The organism is Oceanicaulis alexandrii DSM 11625 (genome assembly GCF_000420265.1).
Lineage (GTDB): Bacteria > Pseudomonadota > Alphaproteobacteria > Caulobacterales > Maricaulaceae > Oceanicaulis > Oceanicaulis alexandrii.
The window spans coordinates 331,645-347,192 of the sequence record NZ_ATUP01000001.1 but is presented as its reverse complement, the minus strand read 5'-3'; the positions used below and the strand labels follow the sequence as shown (position 1 = coordinate 347,192).

At 61.5% G+C, this 15,548-nt stretch carries 13 protein-coding genes; 8 read left to right on the top strand and 5 right to left on the bottom strand.

What is annotated here, in order from left to right; genetic code table 11:
* Positions 1 to 53: 53 nt before the first annotated feature.
* Positions 54 to 1,208, top strand: coding sequence for a DUF2336 domain-containing protein (locus tag G405_RS0101735; protein ID WP_022699770.1), 1,155 nt, complete (start codon positions 54 to 56; stop codon positions 1,206 to 1,208).
* A 54-nt stretch (positions 1,209 to 1,262) separates the two neighbouring features.
* Here the strand turns inward: G405_RS0101735 and G405_RS0101730 are convergent, their stop codons facing one another.
* From G405_RS0101730 to G405_RS0101715, 4 genes are all read right to left on the bottom strand, one after another.
* Positions 1,263 to 1,754, bottom strand: coding sequence for a hypothetical protein (locus G405_RS0101730; RefSeq protein WP_022699769.1), 492 nt, complete (start codon positions 1,752 to 1,754; stop codon positions 1,263 to 1,265).
* A gap of 38 nt (positions 1,755 to 1,792) precedes the next feature.
* Complete coding sequence (locus tag G405_RS14700) at positions 1,793 to 2,290, bottom strand: response regulator (RefSeq protein ID WP_022699768.1); 498 nt, start codon at positions 2,288 to 2,290, stop codon at positions 1,793 to 1,795.
* Between the two features lie 67 nt (positions 2,291 to 2,357).
* On the bottom strand, positions 2,358 to 3,116 hold the full coding sequence (locus G405_RS0101720) for an NAD kinase (RefSeq protein ID WP_022699767.1): 759 nt from the start codon (positions 3,114 to 3,116) through the stop codon (positions 2,358 to 2,360).
* A 48-nt stretch (positions 3,117 to 3,164) separates the two neighbouring features.
* Positions 3,165 to 4,211 (bottom strand): DUF2336 domain-containing protein, encoded by a 1,047-nt coding sequence (locus tag G405_RS0101715; protein ID WP_022699766.1) that lies wholly within the window; start codon positions 4,209 to 4,211, stop codon positions 3,165 to 3,167.
* Positions 4,212 to 4,307: 96 nt separating this feature from the next.
* Between G405_RS0101715 and egtB the strand changes: the two genes are divergently transcribed.
* The 5 genes from egtB to G405_RS0101690 all read left to right on the top strand — a co-directional run bounded on the left by egtB (position 4,308) and on the right by G405_RS0101690 (position 11,712).
* Entirely contained in the window at positions 4,308 to 5,594 is a 1,287-nt protein-coding gene (gene egtB / locus G405_RS0101710; protein WP_028284466.1) for an ergothioneine biosynthesis protein EgtB, read from the top strand.
* A gap of 119 nt (positions 5,595 to 5,713) precedes the next feature.
* Positions 5,714 to 6,484, top strand: a complete 771-nt coding sequence (locus G405_RS0101705) for a class II aldolase/adducin family protein (RefSeq protein WP_022699764.1) — start codon at positions 5,714 to 5,716, stop codon at positions 6,482 to 6,484.
* A 73-nt stretch (positions 6,485 to 6,557) separates the two neighbouring features.
* Positions 6,558 to 7,382, top strand: coding sequence for a hypothetical protein (locus G405_RS16285; protein ID WP_022699763.1), 825 nt, complete (start codon positions 6,558 to 6,560; stop codon positions 7,380 to 7,382).
* 80 nt (positions 7,383 to 7,462) lie between these two features.
* Complete coding sequence (locus tag G405_RS0101695) at positions 7,463 to 8,581, top strand: efflux RND transporter periplasmic adaptor subunit (protein WP_022699762.1); 1,119 nt, start codon at positions 7,463 to 7,465, stop codon at positions 8,579 to 8,581.
* Positions 8,578 to 11,712 carry an efflux RND transporter permease subunit gene (locus tag G405_RS0101690; protein WP_022699761.1) on the top strand — a complete coding sequence of 1,045 codons (3,135 nt, stop codon included), beginning with the start codon at positions 8,578 to 8,580 and terminating at the stop codon, positions 11,710 to 11,712. The genes G405_RS0101695 and G405_RS0101690 overlap by 4 nt, the downstream gene beginning before the upstream one ends.
* Positions 11,713 to 11,773: 61 nt before the next feature.
* Here the strand turns inward: G405_RS0101690 and G405_RS0101685 are convergent, their stop codons facing one another.
* On the bottom strand, positions 11,774 to 12,193 hold the full coding sequence (locus G405_RS0101685) for a c-type cytochrome (RefSeq protein ID WP_233345973.1): 420 nt from the start codon (positions 12,191 to 12,193) through the stop codon (positions 11,774 to 11,776).
* A gap of 248 nt (positions 12,194 to 12,441) precedes the next feature.
* Here G405_RS0101685 and G405_RS0101680 point away from each other — a divergent pair, with 248 nt between their 5' ends.
* Positions 12,442 to 13,161: an ABC transporter ATP-binding protein gene (locus G405_RS0101680; RefSeq protein WP_022699759.1), complete on the top strand. Its 720-nt coding sequence runs from the start codon at positions 12,442 to 12,444 to the stop codon at positions 13,159 to 13,161.
* A complete protein-coding gene (locus G405_RS0101675; protein ID WP_022699758.1) occupies positions 13,158 to 15,536 on the top strand; it encodes an ABC transporter permease in 2,379 nt (792 codons plus the stop codon). The genes G405_RS0101680 and G405_RS0101675 overlap by 4 nt, the downstream gene beginning before the upstream one ends.
* Positions 15,537 to 15,548 lie beyond the last annotated feature (12 nt).

Sequence of the window (15,548 nt, the reverse complement as noted above, 5' to 3'; positions counted from 1 at the left end):
TCTTGTTGAGACCCTAGAGGCGCGAACAGACCAAGTATGAGGCTCGTATTGCCATGACTGTTCAGACCCTTCGCGCCCGCCTGACCCGCGACGATATTCAGCGCTTGTCAGACGCCACTGATGCAGAAGGCCGCGCGCTGGCTGCGCGCAAATTCTGCGCCCGCTTCGCGTCTGTGGACCTTAGCGATGACGAACGAAAGATCGGCTCGGAAGTCGTCCGGCTTCTCGCTGATGACGCCGCCGAGCTGGTGCGCCGTTCGCTTTCGGTCACCTTGCAGCGCTCTTCGCACCTGCCGCCTGATGTGGCGCGCAAACTGGCTCAGGACATCGACTCTATCGCCATGCCGGTGATCGCAGGATCGCCCGTGCTCAGCGATGAAGATCTGGTGGAGATCGTGCGGACGTCGCCCTCGCGGCGGCAAGCGGCGGTTGCGGCCCGGTCTGAAGTCTCTGAAATCGTCGTGCATGAGATCGTCGAAGTCGGTGACCGCGAAGCGGTGAAAATTCTGGCCTCCAATAACGGCGCCCGGTTTGATGATCGCGGCTATGCGTCCGCGCTCAACCGGTTTGACGGTGATGCGGATGTGCTGGACCAGTTCGTCCTGCGTGACAGCCTGCCGATCACCATCACTGAGAAGCTGATCGCGCATATTTCTGACAGCGCCATGCAGACTCTCGTAAACCGGCATGCGCTTCCCGCCCAGCTGGCTGTTGAGCTGGCCGAAGGCGCGCGTGAGCGCGCGACGGTCGATCTTGTGGAGCAGGCGGGGCTGTCTGATGAGCCGCGCCGCTTCGTGCAGCAATTGCAACTGAACGGACGCCTGACGCCGTCCTTGATCCTGCGCTCGCTATTCCGCGGCCATATGAGCTTTTTTGAGCATTGCATGGCCGAGATGGCCGGTGTGACTCATGAAAAAGCCTGGCTGCTGGTCCATGACGCGGGTTCTTTGGGGCTTGAGACTCTGTTTAAACGCGCCGGCATGCCCGAGCGTATTTTGCCAGTGGCGCGTTCTGCGGTTTCAGCCTGGCATTCGCTGGAGATTGGCCCGAACGGAACACCGGACATTGTCCGCTTCCGTCGTCTTCTGGCCGAACGCATTCTGACCCAGTTCCAGGGCGTGCCGCAGGCTGAACTGGATTACATCCTGGACCGTCTCGACGCTGATGAAGCGGAGCTGGGCCAGATGCGCTTGTCCGCCGCCAGCTAGGTGCGGGCGGGCAAAACGTCTTGTTGAATTGAAAAATCGCGAGGTCGGCGGGGATCAGTCCGCGCCGACCAGTGCGATGACCTGGGTTTCCAGCTCTTCGGCAAGCTGACGGCCAACCGGATCGTCTTCCGTGCGGATATTCTGGATCAGCGCGGCGCGGATCGAACTGGCGTGCGCGCGAACCAAGGCCAGCGGCGCGATCGAGCGACGTTCCTTGGTCTCGATCAGTTTCGCGAGCGATCCTGAAATGCGCGAGATGATCGGAAACTCGTAAGTGGAGCCAAGCCCGCGCAAATCATGGGCGGACGTGAACAGCATTTCACCGCTTTCACCCAGCAGGCCATCCTGACTGACAGACTCGATCAGGGCTTCCATCTTGGTGACTTCTTCAGCCAGCCAGTCCTGGAACTGGTGTTTGATCTGTCCCAGAGCCATCTCAGCGCGCTCAATCGCAGCCTGGTCTGCAGGAGGAAGTTTTCCGCCGACCTTGGCCTTGAGCATGTTCGGCGGATTGATGATCTCAACCGACTTATCAGGTTTTGCCATGCTTAGAAGGCTCCGCTTCCCATGTCTTCGTCGTGACCCTACGCACCGCGACGTTCAGCATCGATGTGCGAGTCTATCTTACGGCGCCTGTCGGGTCCAAAAAAGCTGTCAGAGTCGACAAACCGCCGCGGTTTTCTGAATATCGCCGAAATGTGTTGGTAAATGCTTTCCGGGCTGAACGGTTTCACCATGAATTCAGTGACACCGGCGTCGCGGGCGACTTTGACGCGCTCGGCTTCCGCATAACAGGTGAGCATCATGATCGGCAGCGTGGGGCAGGGGCTCTTGCGCGGATCGCGCACCCAGCGCACCAGTGCGATGCCGTCCACGGGTTTCATTTTCCAATCGCAAATCAGCAAATCCACATGCTCGTGCTGCAGTATGTCCATGGCCGCCCGCACATCGCCCGCTTCATAAATTCTCGGCGCGCCCATGGCGTTCAGAATGGTGCGCAGAATCCCGCGCATGGCGGCGTTGTCATCGACAATCGCCACGGTCATGCGGTCCAGTGCGAGATAGGCGTCCTTCGGTTTCAAACCGGGCTCCCTGCCAGCGTATCCCTTTTGCTACCAGTCAGACTTTAATGCCGGGTAAGCCAAAAGGTTAGGTGGCGAATTGCTCCAGCAGGATGCGCTCATCCAACGCCCGACCCTTGTCAAACAGCATGGTCAGGGTGTGTCCGGGCGCCTGGCAGATGGTGACAGTCTCGGCGTCACGAAATTCCTTGTTGTCTGCGACCACGGCCACCGGGCGCTTGCGCGGCTCCAGTACGTCAAAGCGAACCATTGAAGACTGCCGCAGCAACGCGCCACGCCAACGCCGGGGGCGGAAAGCGCTGATTGGCGTCAGCGCCAGCAAGGTCGCATCCAGCGGCAGGATCGGACCGTGAGCGGAGAAGTTATACGCCGTGGATCCTGCGGGGGTGGCCACCAGAACGCCGTCCGCCGCCAGTTCTTCAAGCCGCGTTTTGCCGTCAATGCTGACGCGGATCTTGGCGGTCTGCCGGGTCTCGCGCAACAAGGAGACCTCGTTGATCGCCAAGGCTTCGAAGGTCTGGCCCTGGGTGTCACGGACAATGGCCCGCAGGGGATGAATCTCTGCGCGTTCGGCCTGCTCAAGGCGTGCGATCAGGTCCTCAACGCATGGCTCGTTCATCAGAAAGCCGACCGACCCGAAATTCATGCCGAACACCGGGATCTTGCGTCCCATGACGGAATGCAGCGCATCCAGCATGACGCCGTCGCCGCCCAGGGCGATCAAAACGTCTGCGTCCAGAAGCTCGCTTTCGCCATAGCGGTTGATCAGTTCGGCCTTGGCCGCTTGGGCGTCGTCACGATCAGAGGCGTGGTAGGCCAGGCGCATAACGGCTCCTGTCAGCTCGCCGTAAAGGCGCTTCGGGAAAAGAGGGGCTTAGTGGATTGAACCGTCTGCGCTCATCCGGTGCAAGGCCTGACGTGCGGCGTCTCTGGAGTATTGCTGGTACAATTCTCCCACAGCCCTCTTGGCGGCGTCCAGAGGTAAAGGGTGCGCGCGGCCCTGCTCGCACAGAGCTTCAAAGAACAGATGAGCGTGATCAATATTCATCGCCATGGCGCGCGCCGCGAGAATTGATACGCGCACCGGAGAGCGCCGCAGCGCTTGCCGCCAGTCCGCAGGCTCCAGGCCGGTCAGGCGCGCAACGGCGTGGTCGGAAATATCTGCGCGACCGTTCTGTGTAGCGCGCAGGACATCTGCGGCGTTCAGCGCGTCAATTTTGCGCAGTTCGTCAGTCAGGCTGGCGCCGAGATCGTCAAGTTTGTCCTCATCATCCGCCGTGCCGTATTCGCCCAGATGGTCCAGGGCTTCGGGACAAACCTCTTTCAATAGGGCGCTCACGGCTTCGCCCGCAGCTTCATAGAGCGCTTGCGCGAAATCAAGCTCGAGCGAACCCCGTCTCGACAAAGCGCTCTGCAACATGGCGTCCGCCTTGATGATGTCAGCAGTCTGTTCCGCGCAGGTTGCGGTCAGCTGAGCGCCAAGGTTTGCGAAAAGCAGAGCCAGACAGCCGCGTTCGCGATACTGGCTGATACGTTCCGCCAGCTTGTCACTGATCACACGTCGTTTTGCGAGGGCGCTCCTTTGCTCGGCCCCCAATCCCGCCAGCGCCAGAAGGTCCTGCTCTTTAAGGCATTCCGAGTGCAGCAGTACGGGCGCAGAAACAGCATAGGCGTCAAACGCCAGAACGCGGATGGTTTCCAGCGGCGCCCAGTCGCACTGAGAGAGTTTCAGCGCCGCCTGTGCGCGCACCCGGGCTTCGGCCGCTTGTAAAAAGCTCGTGAGGTGACGGTCGATCTCTTCAAGGACCGGTTCAGGCAAAGGCCGAAGCATGCAAAGATCGGTCAAAGCAAGCGCTTTACGGCCCGCCCTGTCAGGCGGGTTTGCAGACGCGATCACGGGGTCTGAGGTCGAACGCAGCATTTGCCCCTCATGCTAAATCGGCCTGACCGAACGAATCATAAGCATCAAATTGACTGAATCTTGGTTAGTGAATCATTATCAACGGCGGAGATTAAGATGGCTAAAGACATGAATGCAGTCGCCTTTAGTGCTCTGAGAGACCGCTATAACGCTGTTCGCTCTCAGACCGAGGCCCTCTCTGCGGCTTTTTCTGCGGAAGATCTGTGTGTCCAGACCATGCCGGACGTTTCGCCCGGCAAATGGCACCTCGCTCATGTGACCTGGTTCTGGGAGACGTTTCTGCTGTCAGAGGCGCTACCGGGCTATCAGCCTTTTGATCGGCGATTCAACTATCTGTTCAATTCTTATTATGAAGCGATTGGCGAACGCCATGCGCGCCCGGAGCGGGGCTTTCTGACCCGGCCAGGTCTTGAAGAGGTTCTGGCCTATCGCACCCATGTGGACCGCGCCGTGAATGGCTGGTTTGACCAGGCGAGCGCTGAAGCGATTGAAACCTATCGCACCGTGATTGAGACCGGCTTCGCGCATGAAGAACAGCATCAGGAACTCTTCCTCACAGACATCAAGCATGTGCTGTCACGCAACAGCTTTCCCGAGGCCGCCTATGCCCGGACGCTGGACACTGCGCCGGATCTGATCGCCACGCGCCCGGACCCGGTCTGGCTGACCTTTGAGGGCGGGCTCGCGGAGTTCGGGCATGAAGGCGAGGCCTTCGCTTTTGACAATGAAGGCCCGCGGCACAAGGCGTGGCTGGATCCCTTCGCCTTGGCGAGCCGTCCGGTCAGCAATGCCGAGTATCTCGCCTTCATAGAGGATGAGGGCTATGGGAGGCCGGAATTCTGGCTCTCGGAGGGCTGGGCGCGGATGCAGGATGAAGGGCGCACTCAGCCCTTTTACTGGCGCCGTCGGGACGGTCGATGGGCCGAATTCACCCTGCACGGCGAGCAGGCCTTGCACCCTGACGCGCCCGTCAGCCATCTCGACTATTTCGAGGCGAGCGCTTTCGCCAGCTGGGCCGGCGCCCGTCTGCCTGAAGAGCGCGAATGGGAACAGGCTGCGCAAGGGCTTGCCGTTCAGACAGTGCGGTGGGCGAGCGCTGACGGCTTGCTTCACCCCCAGCCGCAGACATCCGCCACAGATTTGCAAGCCCTGTTCGGCGAAGTCTGGGAATGGACCCGGTCCGCCTATAGCGCCTATCCCGGTTTTGCGCCCGCAGCAGGCGCCATCGGCGAGTACAATGGCAAATTCATGTGCGGCCAGTTCGTCTTGCGAGGCGGTTCATGCCTGACGGCGCCCGACCATGCGCGGACCACCTATCGCAATTTCTTCCCGCCTGACGCCCAGTGGCAAATGACCGGGTTGCGCCTTGCGAAAGACCTTTAGTCGCGCCTGACCTTGTCCGCCGGGCATGGGCAGAGCCGGAAAAATGCGGTAAACAGTGTTCACACAACCGCCAAAGAGCGGGTGAGCGCACAATCGCCTGTCAGAGGGAGGAGAGCCTTATGGACGACGCCAGCCAAATCTCGGTGAAAGACCAGGTCAGCGAAGACGAGTGGAAAGCGCGGTGCGATCTCGCGGCGCTCTACCGTCTGGCGCGGATGCACAAATGGGATGACTTGTTTTTCACCCATATCTCCATGCGCGTGCCAGGCCCGGACGAGCATTTCCTGATCAACCCCTTCGGTCTTCTGTTTGAAGACGTCACCGCGTCCAACCTGGTCAAGGTTGATATAGACGGCAATGTGCTGCCGCCATCGCGCTATGGCATCAATCCGGCGGGCTTCACGATCCATTCCGCAATCCACCATGCGCGCCCGGATGTGAAAGTGGCCATGCACCTTCATACCGATCAGGGCGTCGCCGTGGCGGCGCAGAAACGCGGCCTGTTGCCGATCTCGCAACTGGCGATGAATGTCATGAAGGACGTGACCTATCATGACTATGAAGGCATTGCGCTGGATGCGGACGAAAAAGAACGCCTGGTCGCTGATCTGGGCTCCAACAACCTGATGATCTTGCGCAATCATGGCACGCTGACGGTCGGGGACCACCCGTTCAATTGCTATCTGCGCATGTATCTTCTGGAGCGCGCCTGTTCGATCCAGACCCTCGCTCAGGGCGCAGGCGCAGAGCTGATCGAGTGGGATGACGCCATGCAGACCCGGGTCTTCAAGCAAGGCGAGGAAGGGGTCACCAATGAGCTCTTCCTGGAGATCGCCTGGCACGCCCTTCGTGGCCGCGTGGACCGGGAATGCCCGGGATATGATGTGTAGATTTCCCGTTTGAGGGGAATTTTCTGGACAAGTCGCCGCGCCTGAGTTTGGCTCCCTTCAAGGGGGCTAGGCGATGGGCGGCGATGTCCGGGCGAAGCGATCAAGACCAGCGGCCGCTCTGTGGTTGTGCGGGTGCGCGATCGGTTTATGGGGGCTGGCCGTCGCGCCCGCTTCAGCGGGTGCCTGGACACGCCCTGCGGGCAGCGGGCTGACGATCACCTCCGCCAGTCATCACGCCTTCGACTTGAGCAATTCCGATGCGGCGTTCTCAAAGATTGAAACGTCGATTTTCACAGAATACGGGCTGACTGACCGCCTGACTCTGGTGGGTCGGGTGGCGCGGGAAACGCGCTTTCGTCGTTCTGTGAGCCAGGTCAGCAAGGCGGGCGCCACCTACAGCCTATCTTTCAACACCGTCAGTCAGGGCTGGGGCGAGCTCGAGGCCGGCATGCGGCTGAACGCGCTTGAGTATGGGGATTGGGTGCTGAGCAGCCAGATCAGCGCCGTGCGGTTTCCAGGCGACCCAGACGACGCCCTTAACGCCGTTCCGGTCTGGGGCGCGGATGCGCGGCTTCTGCTCGGGCGCAGCCTGGGGGCGCGCATGTTCGCAGAGGCGCAACTGGCTCACCGCAGCCGCTTTGATAATGCAGGCGGCGAGCACCGCATGGACCTGACGTTTGGCCTCCGTCCATCTGAGCGCTGGCTGGTTATGGCGCAGACTTACTCGGCTTGGGGTGAGCGCTACGCCCAGCCGTATGAAAGTCATCGGCTTCACATATCTGTGACTGCGCCAGTTGCAGACCGGCTTTCTTTACAGCTAGGCGCCACTAATTCTTTTTATAACGACGGATTATCACCTGAGCGCGCATATGTAATAGCGCTATGGCGTGAGTTTTAACTGCATTTCAGCGTGCGAATTTTGATTTTCGCATTAAACGGCGCATATCGAGCGCACAAACAGGTTCAGGAGACGGGCAGATGCAGCGTTGGCTCTTTTTGGCGGCGACGGCAGTGATTTTTGCAGTCATGGCCCTGGCTGTGATCATCCGCGCCATATCCGGCGGCGAAGAGCAGGGCGGAGGATGGGGCGGCGGTCGAACGCTGGTTTCAGTCTACACCGTTCAGCCTGACACTTTCGCTGATGTGGTTGAAGCGCTGGGCAATGCGGGCGCCAATGAATCTGTCAGCCTGACCGCGAAGGTCTCCGACATCATTGCGCGACTTGATTTTGACTCAGGCGCGCGTGTCGAACAGGGCGAAATCCTTGTGGAGCTCGCGGACGCAGAAGAAGCCGCTGGATTGAGTGAGGCGCGCGCCACCCTGCGCGAGACGCAGCGCGATATCGCCCGCATTCAGGACCTGACAGATCGCGGCGTCGCTTCACGCACCCGTCTGGACGAGGCGCAGGCGGCGCTGGATCGCGCCCGGGCGCGGGTCGAGGCGATTGAAGCGCGTATGGCGGATCGCATCATCCGGGCGCCGTTTTCCGGCGTGATCGGCCTGCGGACCGTCAGTGTTGGCGAATTGGTGGGGCCGGGCGATGTGATCGCCCGCCTCGACGACACGTCCGTGATCAAGCTCGACTTCACCGTTCCAGAGCGGTTCTTGTCCGTGATCGACGCCGGCCAGGTCGTCCGCGCGCGCAGCGCGGCCTTTCCTGAAGAGGTGTTTCAAGGCGAGGTCAGCCAGGTTGATAGCCGGATTGATCCCGCCACGCGCACGGTCACGGTGCGCGCGCTGATCGACAATGCCGATGGACGCTTGCGCCCGGGCATGCTGATGACGGTCGAGCTGCGTCGCGACGAGCGTGAAAGTCCCGCCGTTCCGGGGTCTTCTATCGTCCGTTTTGGTGAGCAGACTTTTGTTTACGTGATCACCGAAGGCCAGGCAGGCCCGATGGCGGTGCGTCGTGACATCGAGCTGGGCCTGCGCAATGCGGGCATGGTCGAAGTCGTGAACGGCCTGAGCCTGGGAGAGCGCATCGTGTCTGAAGGCGTACACCGCGTGCGTGAGGGCGCCCCGCTGGAGCTGGCGAACGCGCCTGCGCAAGGCGGTGGTCAGGGCCTTGAAATTCAGACCGGGGAGGCTGCCCGATGACCCTGACGGATATTGCAGTTCGCCGTCCCGTGCTCGCTTTCGTGGCGAGCGCCCTGATCATCGTTTTCGGCTTCATGGGCTTGCAAGAGCTGCCCTTGCGAGAAATGCCCGATGTGGACCGCCCCATCGTCTCTGTCAGCGCAGACTATCCCGGCGCCAACGCCGAGGTGATGGAAAACCGCGTCACCCAGGTGATCGAAGACAGCCTGTCCGGCATTGAAGGCGTGGATACGATCAGCTCATCCTCTCGCGATGGGTCGTCCCGCGTCACCATCACCTTCACCCTGGAGCGCGATATTGAAGCGGCGGCGAACGATGTGCGTGACGCCGTCTCCCGCATTCGCGACCGCATGCCAGAAGACGTGCAGGGCCTTGAAGTGTCCAAGCAGGACAGCGATGCGCGGCCCTTCCTGTGGTACATGCTCAGCTCGGACCGGATGACGCGCGAAGAGCTGACCGATTACGCGGACCGCAACATCGTCGACCGGTTCACCGTGCTCGACGGCGTTGCCAATGTGCGTATTGGCGGACAACGCCGTTACGCCATGCGCATCTGGCTTGACCCTTATGAGATGGCGGCGCGTTCTGTGACGGTGTCAGACATTGAAGCGGCGCTGCGTTCTGAAAATGTCGAGGCGCCGGGCGGCGCCGTTGAAACCTCCGACACGCAATTATTTGTCCGGGTCGAGCGCCTGTTCGCCGATGAAGACGCCTTCGCGCGCATGCCGATCCGGGTGTCAGAAGATGGCCATGTGATCCGTCTGGGCGAGGTCGCGGATGTCGAGCTGGCCGCTGAAGAGCATCGATCCCTGTTCCGCGGAAATGGCGAGAACATGGTGGGCCTGGGTTTTGTGCGTCAAAGCAAGGCCAATTCGGTCGCCGTGGCCGAAGAGATCAACGCCGCTATTGATCGCCTGCGTCCGCAATTGCCTGAGGGCATGCAAATTGTCGCCGGGTCTGACGATACGATCTTCATCAAGGAATCCATCAAGGAAGTCTGGCGCACCTTCGCCGTGGCCGCCACATTGGTGGTGCTGGTGATTTACCTCTTTCTGGGCAGCTTTCGGGCCGCCATCGTGCCGGCGGCCGTGGTGCCCGTCTGCATGATCGGCACGTTCGCCATCCTCGCGGCCGGCGGCTTCTCCATCAATATCCTGACCCTTCTCGCGCTCGTGTTGGCGATTGGTCTGGTGGTGGACGATTCCATCGTTGTTCTGGAAAACATCCAGCGCCGGGTCGATCTGGGCGAACCGCCCATGCTGGCCAGTGAACGCGGCGGTCGTCAGGTGTTTTTCGCCGTGATCGCGACCACCGCGACCTTGGTGGCGGTGTTCATGCCGCTGATTTTCCTTCCGGGCCTCATTGGACGGATCTTCGCTGAGCTGGCGGTGACCATCACCGGCGCCGTGGTGTTGTCGAGCTTCGTCGCGCTCACCTTGTCTCCGATGATGACGTCAAAACTGCTCAAACCCAGCACCGAGCTGCGTGGTCCCGCCCGATGGGTGAACAGAGGCCTCGATCAGGTTCAGGTGAGCTATCGCCACAGCCTGAAGCTCATTTTGAGCATGCCCTGGATCGTCGCGCCGCTGATCATCGTTGCGGTGGCGGGTTCGGCTTTCATGTTCTCACGCTTGCCTGGCGAGCTGACCCCGCCGTCTGATCGCGGCAGTTTCTTTGGGTTTGTCGGCGCTCATGAAGGCGCAAGCTTTGACTATATGAGCGGCCAGATGATGCAGGCCGAAGAGATCGTGAACAGCTATCTGGACAATGGCGAACTGCGCCGGGTTCTGGTGGTGTCGCCGGGTTGGGGCGGGTCGGGGTACAATTCCGGCATTGTCATCGGCAGCATGACCGATTGGGGCGAGCGCCGTCCGGGTGATGAGATCGTCAATGAAATCAACGCCCGTTTGGGCCAGTTGCCAGGCGTTCGCGCCTTTGTCTCCATGCGCTCGCCCTTGGGCGGCGGGGGTGGCGGCGACGACATCCAGTTCGTGCTGCAAGGTCCGGAATATGAGCTTCTGGACCGTGAAGCGGACCGGCTGATCGCGGACATGGCCGAGCGCAACCCCAATCTCATCCGCGCCCGCAAGGATTACCAACCCACCGCGCCGCGTCTTCTGGTCGATATTGACCGCGAACGCGCCGCAGCCCTTGGCGTGTCGGTGTCTGACATCAGCGGCGCCTTGCAAACCCATCTGGGATCACGCCGGGTCGGACAATTCATTGATCGCGGCGAGGCTTATAACGTGATCATGGAGAACCGGCAGGCGGACCGGTCCAGCCAGAACGACCTGGAGGCCTTGTTCGTCAGGGCGCAATCTGGCGATCTCATCCCGCTTTCGAGCCTTGTGAACCTGCGTGAGGTGGGCGAAGCGCCCAGCCGCTCGCGGATTGACCGCCAGCGCGCGGTCACCGTCTCGGCCACCATCCAGGGCGATTACACTATCGGTCAGGCTGTGGAATGGCTCGACGCCTGGGCGGCGAACACGCTGCCGCCGGAAGTGGGCACGACCTATGTGGGCGAAGTGCGCGAATTCCTGCGCTCCAACAACGCGATCTATTTCGCGTTTGGCCTGGCCCTTCTGATCGTTTTCCTGGTGCTGGCGGCGCAGTTTGAAAGCTTCATCCAGCCCGCCGTGATCATGCTCACCGTGCCGCTCGCCGTCGCGGGCGGCCTGTTCGGCCTTTATATGGGCGGGTCGAGCCTGAACATCTTCTCCCAGATCGGATTGATCATCCTGATCGGGCTGGCGGCAAAGAACGGCATTCTGATCGTGGAGTTCGCCAACCAGCTGCGTGAAGAGGGGATGACCCTCGCCGAGGCGACGCTGGAGGCGTCTGTCACCCGTCTGCGTCCGATCCTGATGACCGGCGTTTCGACCGCCATCGGCGCCTTCCCGCTGGTGATCGCCAGCGGCCCGGGCTCTGAAACACGCGTGACCATCGGTCTGGTGATCTTCACCGGCGTGATGGTGGCCACGCTGTTCACCCTGTTCGTGGTGCCGGCCGTGTACGGTGTTCTGGGCCGATACACCAAGACGCCGAACTGGGTGACGCGCCAGCTCGAAAAAGAAGCACGCGAAGTGCGCGGCGCCGACCCGATCGATCCGCCCGCGGCGCCCGCGGAATAGCAAAGAAAAACCCCGGAGCGCTGCTCCGAGGTTTTTTGTTCAGGGCTTTTGCGGACAACGCTTAGTGCGTGTTCACCGCCAGCCAGGCGATCAGGTCGTTGCGATCTTCTTCGTCACGCAAACCGGCGAAGCTCATGCGGTTACGCGGGATGTATTCACGCGGATTGGTCAGATAGGCGTCCAGCGTTTCAGCGGACCAGACGATCCCGGATTCTGACATGGCCGGTGAATAGCGGAAGTCTTCCTTATGGCCGGCTTCCGCGCCGAACACGCCGTGAAGATTGGGGCCGACCATGTTGCGGCCGCCTTCATCCACAGTGTGGCAGGATTGGCAGCGGCGGAAGATGCGGGCGCCGTTTTCGATGCTGGCGCTCACATAGGGCTCGCCCAGCTCTGTCAGGATGCTGGCTTCGGCGTCGTCTTGCGCCTGCGCCGCGCTGGTCAGGGCGAGGGCGGCGAAACCGGCGAAAATCATACGCATTGGGAACTTACTCCTGTTGCACTCGGGTCTGGATGAGCATCTAGCGCGTCGCATGGGGCCCGGCAAATGCGCCAAGCGTCGCAGGATGCGCCAATCTCCACTCTAAAATCATGAGCTTGCGGCCTGATTAAGGCAGTGCGTGAGCAGGTGCGGCAAGATGAAACAGCCCCGCGCATCTGTCCTGGCTGACCATCGGTCCCCGATCTCGTTAAGATGGTTCCTGATCAGGCGGGGATGAAAAAGGCCGGATGGCGAACACATCACCCATAGCGTGTTTTGAAACGCGCGATCTTTGCAAGGTTTACGGGGAAGGCGCAGGCGCCGTTCACGCCTTGCGCGGCGTCAACCTGCTGGCGCCGGAGGGCGAGCTCGTCGTGTTGCTCGGGCCGTCAGGGTCCGGCAAATCCACCTTGCTCAACATTCTGGGCGGCTTGGATCGCGGCTCCAGCGGCGAAGTGTTCTTTCGCGGCCGACCGCTGCATGAAGCCAGCGAGCGTCAGCTGACGCGCTATCGGCGCAATCATGTGGGCTTTGTCTTTCAGTTCTACAATCTGATGCCCAGCCTGACCGCGCTTGAAAACGTGGCGCTGGTCACCGAAGTGGCGCCCAATCCGCTGCCGCCGGAAGAGGCGCTGGCGCTGGTAGGCCTGCACGAACGCATCCATCATTTTCCCGCTGAGCTGTCGGGCGGCGAGCAGCAACGCGTCGCCATTGCGCGCGCCATCGCGAAACGGCCTGAAGTCCTGTTATGCGATGAACCCACAGGCGCGCTGGATTCCGCGACGGGCGTCAAGGTTCTGCAGGCGCTGCGCGAGGTCAATGAGACCTTGGGCGCGACGACGTTCATCATCACCCATAACGCGTCTGTGGCGGACATGGCTGATCGGGTCATCGTCTTCGGCGATGGTCAGATCCGGGAAAACCGGGAGAACGCCACCAAGCTGGACCCCAAGGAGATTGTCTGGTGACCCGGCGCTGGCTCTCAGTGCTGGACCTCAAGCTCTGGCGCGATGTCTGGTCCATGCGCGGCCAGGCGCTGGCGATTGCGCTGGTGATTGCGGGCGGCGTGTCGGTGCATCTGGTGATGGCGGGCATGCTGGGCTCGCTCGATGAGACCCGCTCCGCCTATTACGAGCGCTATCGGTTCGCTGATATCTGGGCGCCGGCGGTGCGGGCGCCCAATGCGGTGCTGGATGATATTCGCCGGATCGACGGGGTGGCGGCTGCCCAGTCGCGCATCCTGTCGCCGGTCCTGTTCGACATTCCAGACATGGCCGAACCGCCCAGCGGCGTCATCTATTCCTTGCCACACGCTGGACGCCCCCTGGTCAATGACATTCATCTGGTTTCCGGCTCCATGCCCGACCCGGCGCGCCGCGATCAGGTGGTTGTGCTGGAGGGGTTTGCGACCGCTCATGGTCTGACGGTCGGCGATACGGTCACGGTCACCATTCGGGGCGGGCGAGAGCGGCTTTCGATCTCTGGAATCGCTCTCTCGCCTGAATACGTCTACGCCATCGCGCCCGGCCAGATCGTGCCCGACCCGTTATTGTTCGGCGTTTTATGGATGGACCGTGAGGCGCTGGAGACCGCCGCTGATCAGCAAGGCGCCTTTAATGAGGTGGTGGTGCGTTTGTCACGCGGGGCGGATCCAGCGCCCGTACGCGCCGCGATTGACCGCATTCTCGAGCCTTATGGCGGGGCGGGGGCGTATACGCGCCGCGAGCATGTCTCCGCCGCCTTCTTGCAAAGCGAGCTCGATCAGCTGCAGACCATGGGCGCTATCTTGCCGCCAATCTTTCTGGCGGTCGCAGCGTTCCTGGTGAACATCGTGATCTCACGGCTGATCGCGGTGGAACGTGAGCAGATCGGGCTGTTGAAGGCTTTCGGATATTCGTCAGAGGCTGTGTCCCTTCACTATCTCAAGCTGGTCGGCGTTATCGCCGCGCTGGGGCTGGTGATCGGTTTCGCTTTGGGGACCTGGCTCGGTCACGCCATGGCGATGATGTATGTGCAATACTACAGCTTCCCCTTTCTCATTTTTTCGGCCAGCCCGTCTGTTTACGCCATCGGCGTTCTGGTCACTGTTGTTGCAGTTGGCGGCGGCGCGGTCTGGTCCGTGCTCAAAGCGGCCCGGCTGGAGCCGGCGGTGGCGATGCGCCCGCCGCCGCCGCCTGATTATTCGCGCGGCGCGGGGGTGATGTTGACCCGGCTGAGCTTGCTCGACCATCAAAGCCGGATGGTGTTGCGCCAGATCTTCCGCTGGCCTGTGCGGGCGGGACTGACCGTGACCGGCATCGCCGCCTCCGGCGCTCTTTTGGTGATGACGCTCTATTTCCTCGACGCCATGGAGGTGATGATCGAAAATTATTTCGACCTCTCCAACCGGCACGACATGGCGGTCAGCTTTACCGAGCCGCGCACCATGGCGGCCTTTCATGACCTTGCCGGACGTGAGGGCGTACTGGAGGCGGAACCCTTCCGGATAGCGAGCGCGCGTCTTCGCTATGACAATCGTGAGGTTCTGATGGGAATAACGGGCGTCATCGACGATCCGGCCCTGTCGCGCATGATGGACAGCCAGGGGCGCACGGTGTCGCCGCCGCCCGGCGGTCTGATCTTGTCGCAGGATCTGGCGAACCGGCTTCATGTGCAGTCAGGAGAGCTTTTGACCGCTCAGATCACCGAAGGCTCCAGGCCGCGGCTTGAGCGTCTGGTGGTCCAGACGCCTGACGTGCTGATCGGCTCGGGCGCGCAGATGCGACTTGAAGACCTGAATGCGGCGCTGGGTGAGGGACGGGTGATCTCTGGCGTATATTTGCGCGTGGATCCGGCGTTTGCGGACGCGCTCTATCTGGCGCTGAAAGATGCGCCGCTGGTGGCGGGCGTCCAGCTTCACACCATCGCCAGAGAGAACTTCACCGAGCTGATGGACCGGTCCATCGGCCGCTCGATCTTCATCTACACGTTGTTCGCCGGCATGATCGCGCTGGGGGTCATTTATAACTCTGTACGTGTCTCCCTCGCCGAGCGCGAACGCGAGCTGGCCTCATTGCGGGTTCTGGGTTTCACCAAGGGCGCGGTCAGCTACATCTTGCTCGCCGAAAGCGCCATCCTGACCCTGGTGGCCCTGCCGATTTCTCTGGTCGCTGGCGCGGCTCTGGCCTGGGGCATGGCCAAGGCGATGAGCTCGGACTTTTTCCGCCTGCCGTTCGTGATCGAGCCGTCCACCTATGGCTATACGACGTGCGTGCTGATCGTGATCGCCCTGATCAGCGGGTTGATCGTGCGCCAGCGCATTAACCGGCTTGACCTGATCTCCGTGCTGAAAACTCGCGAATAGCCCAGGAGGCGC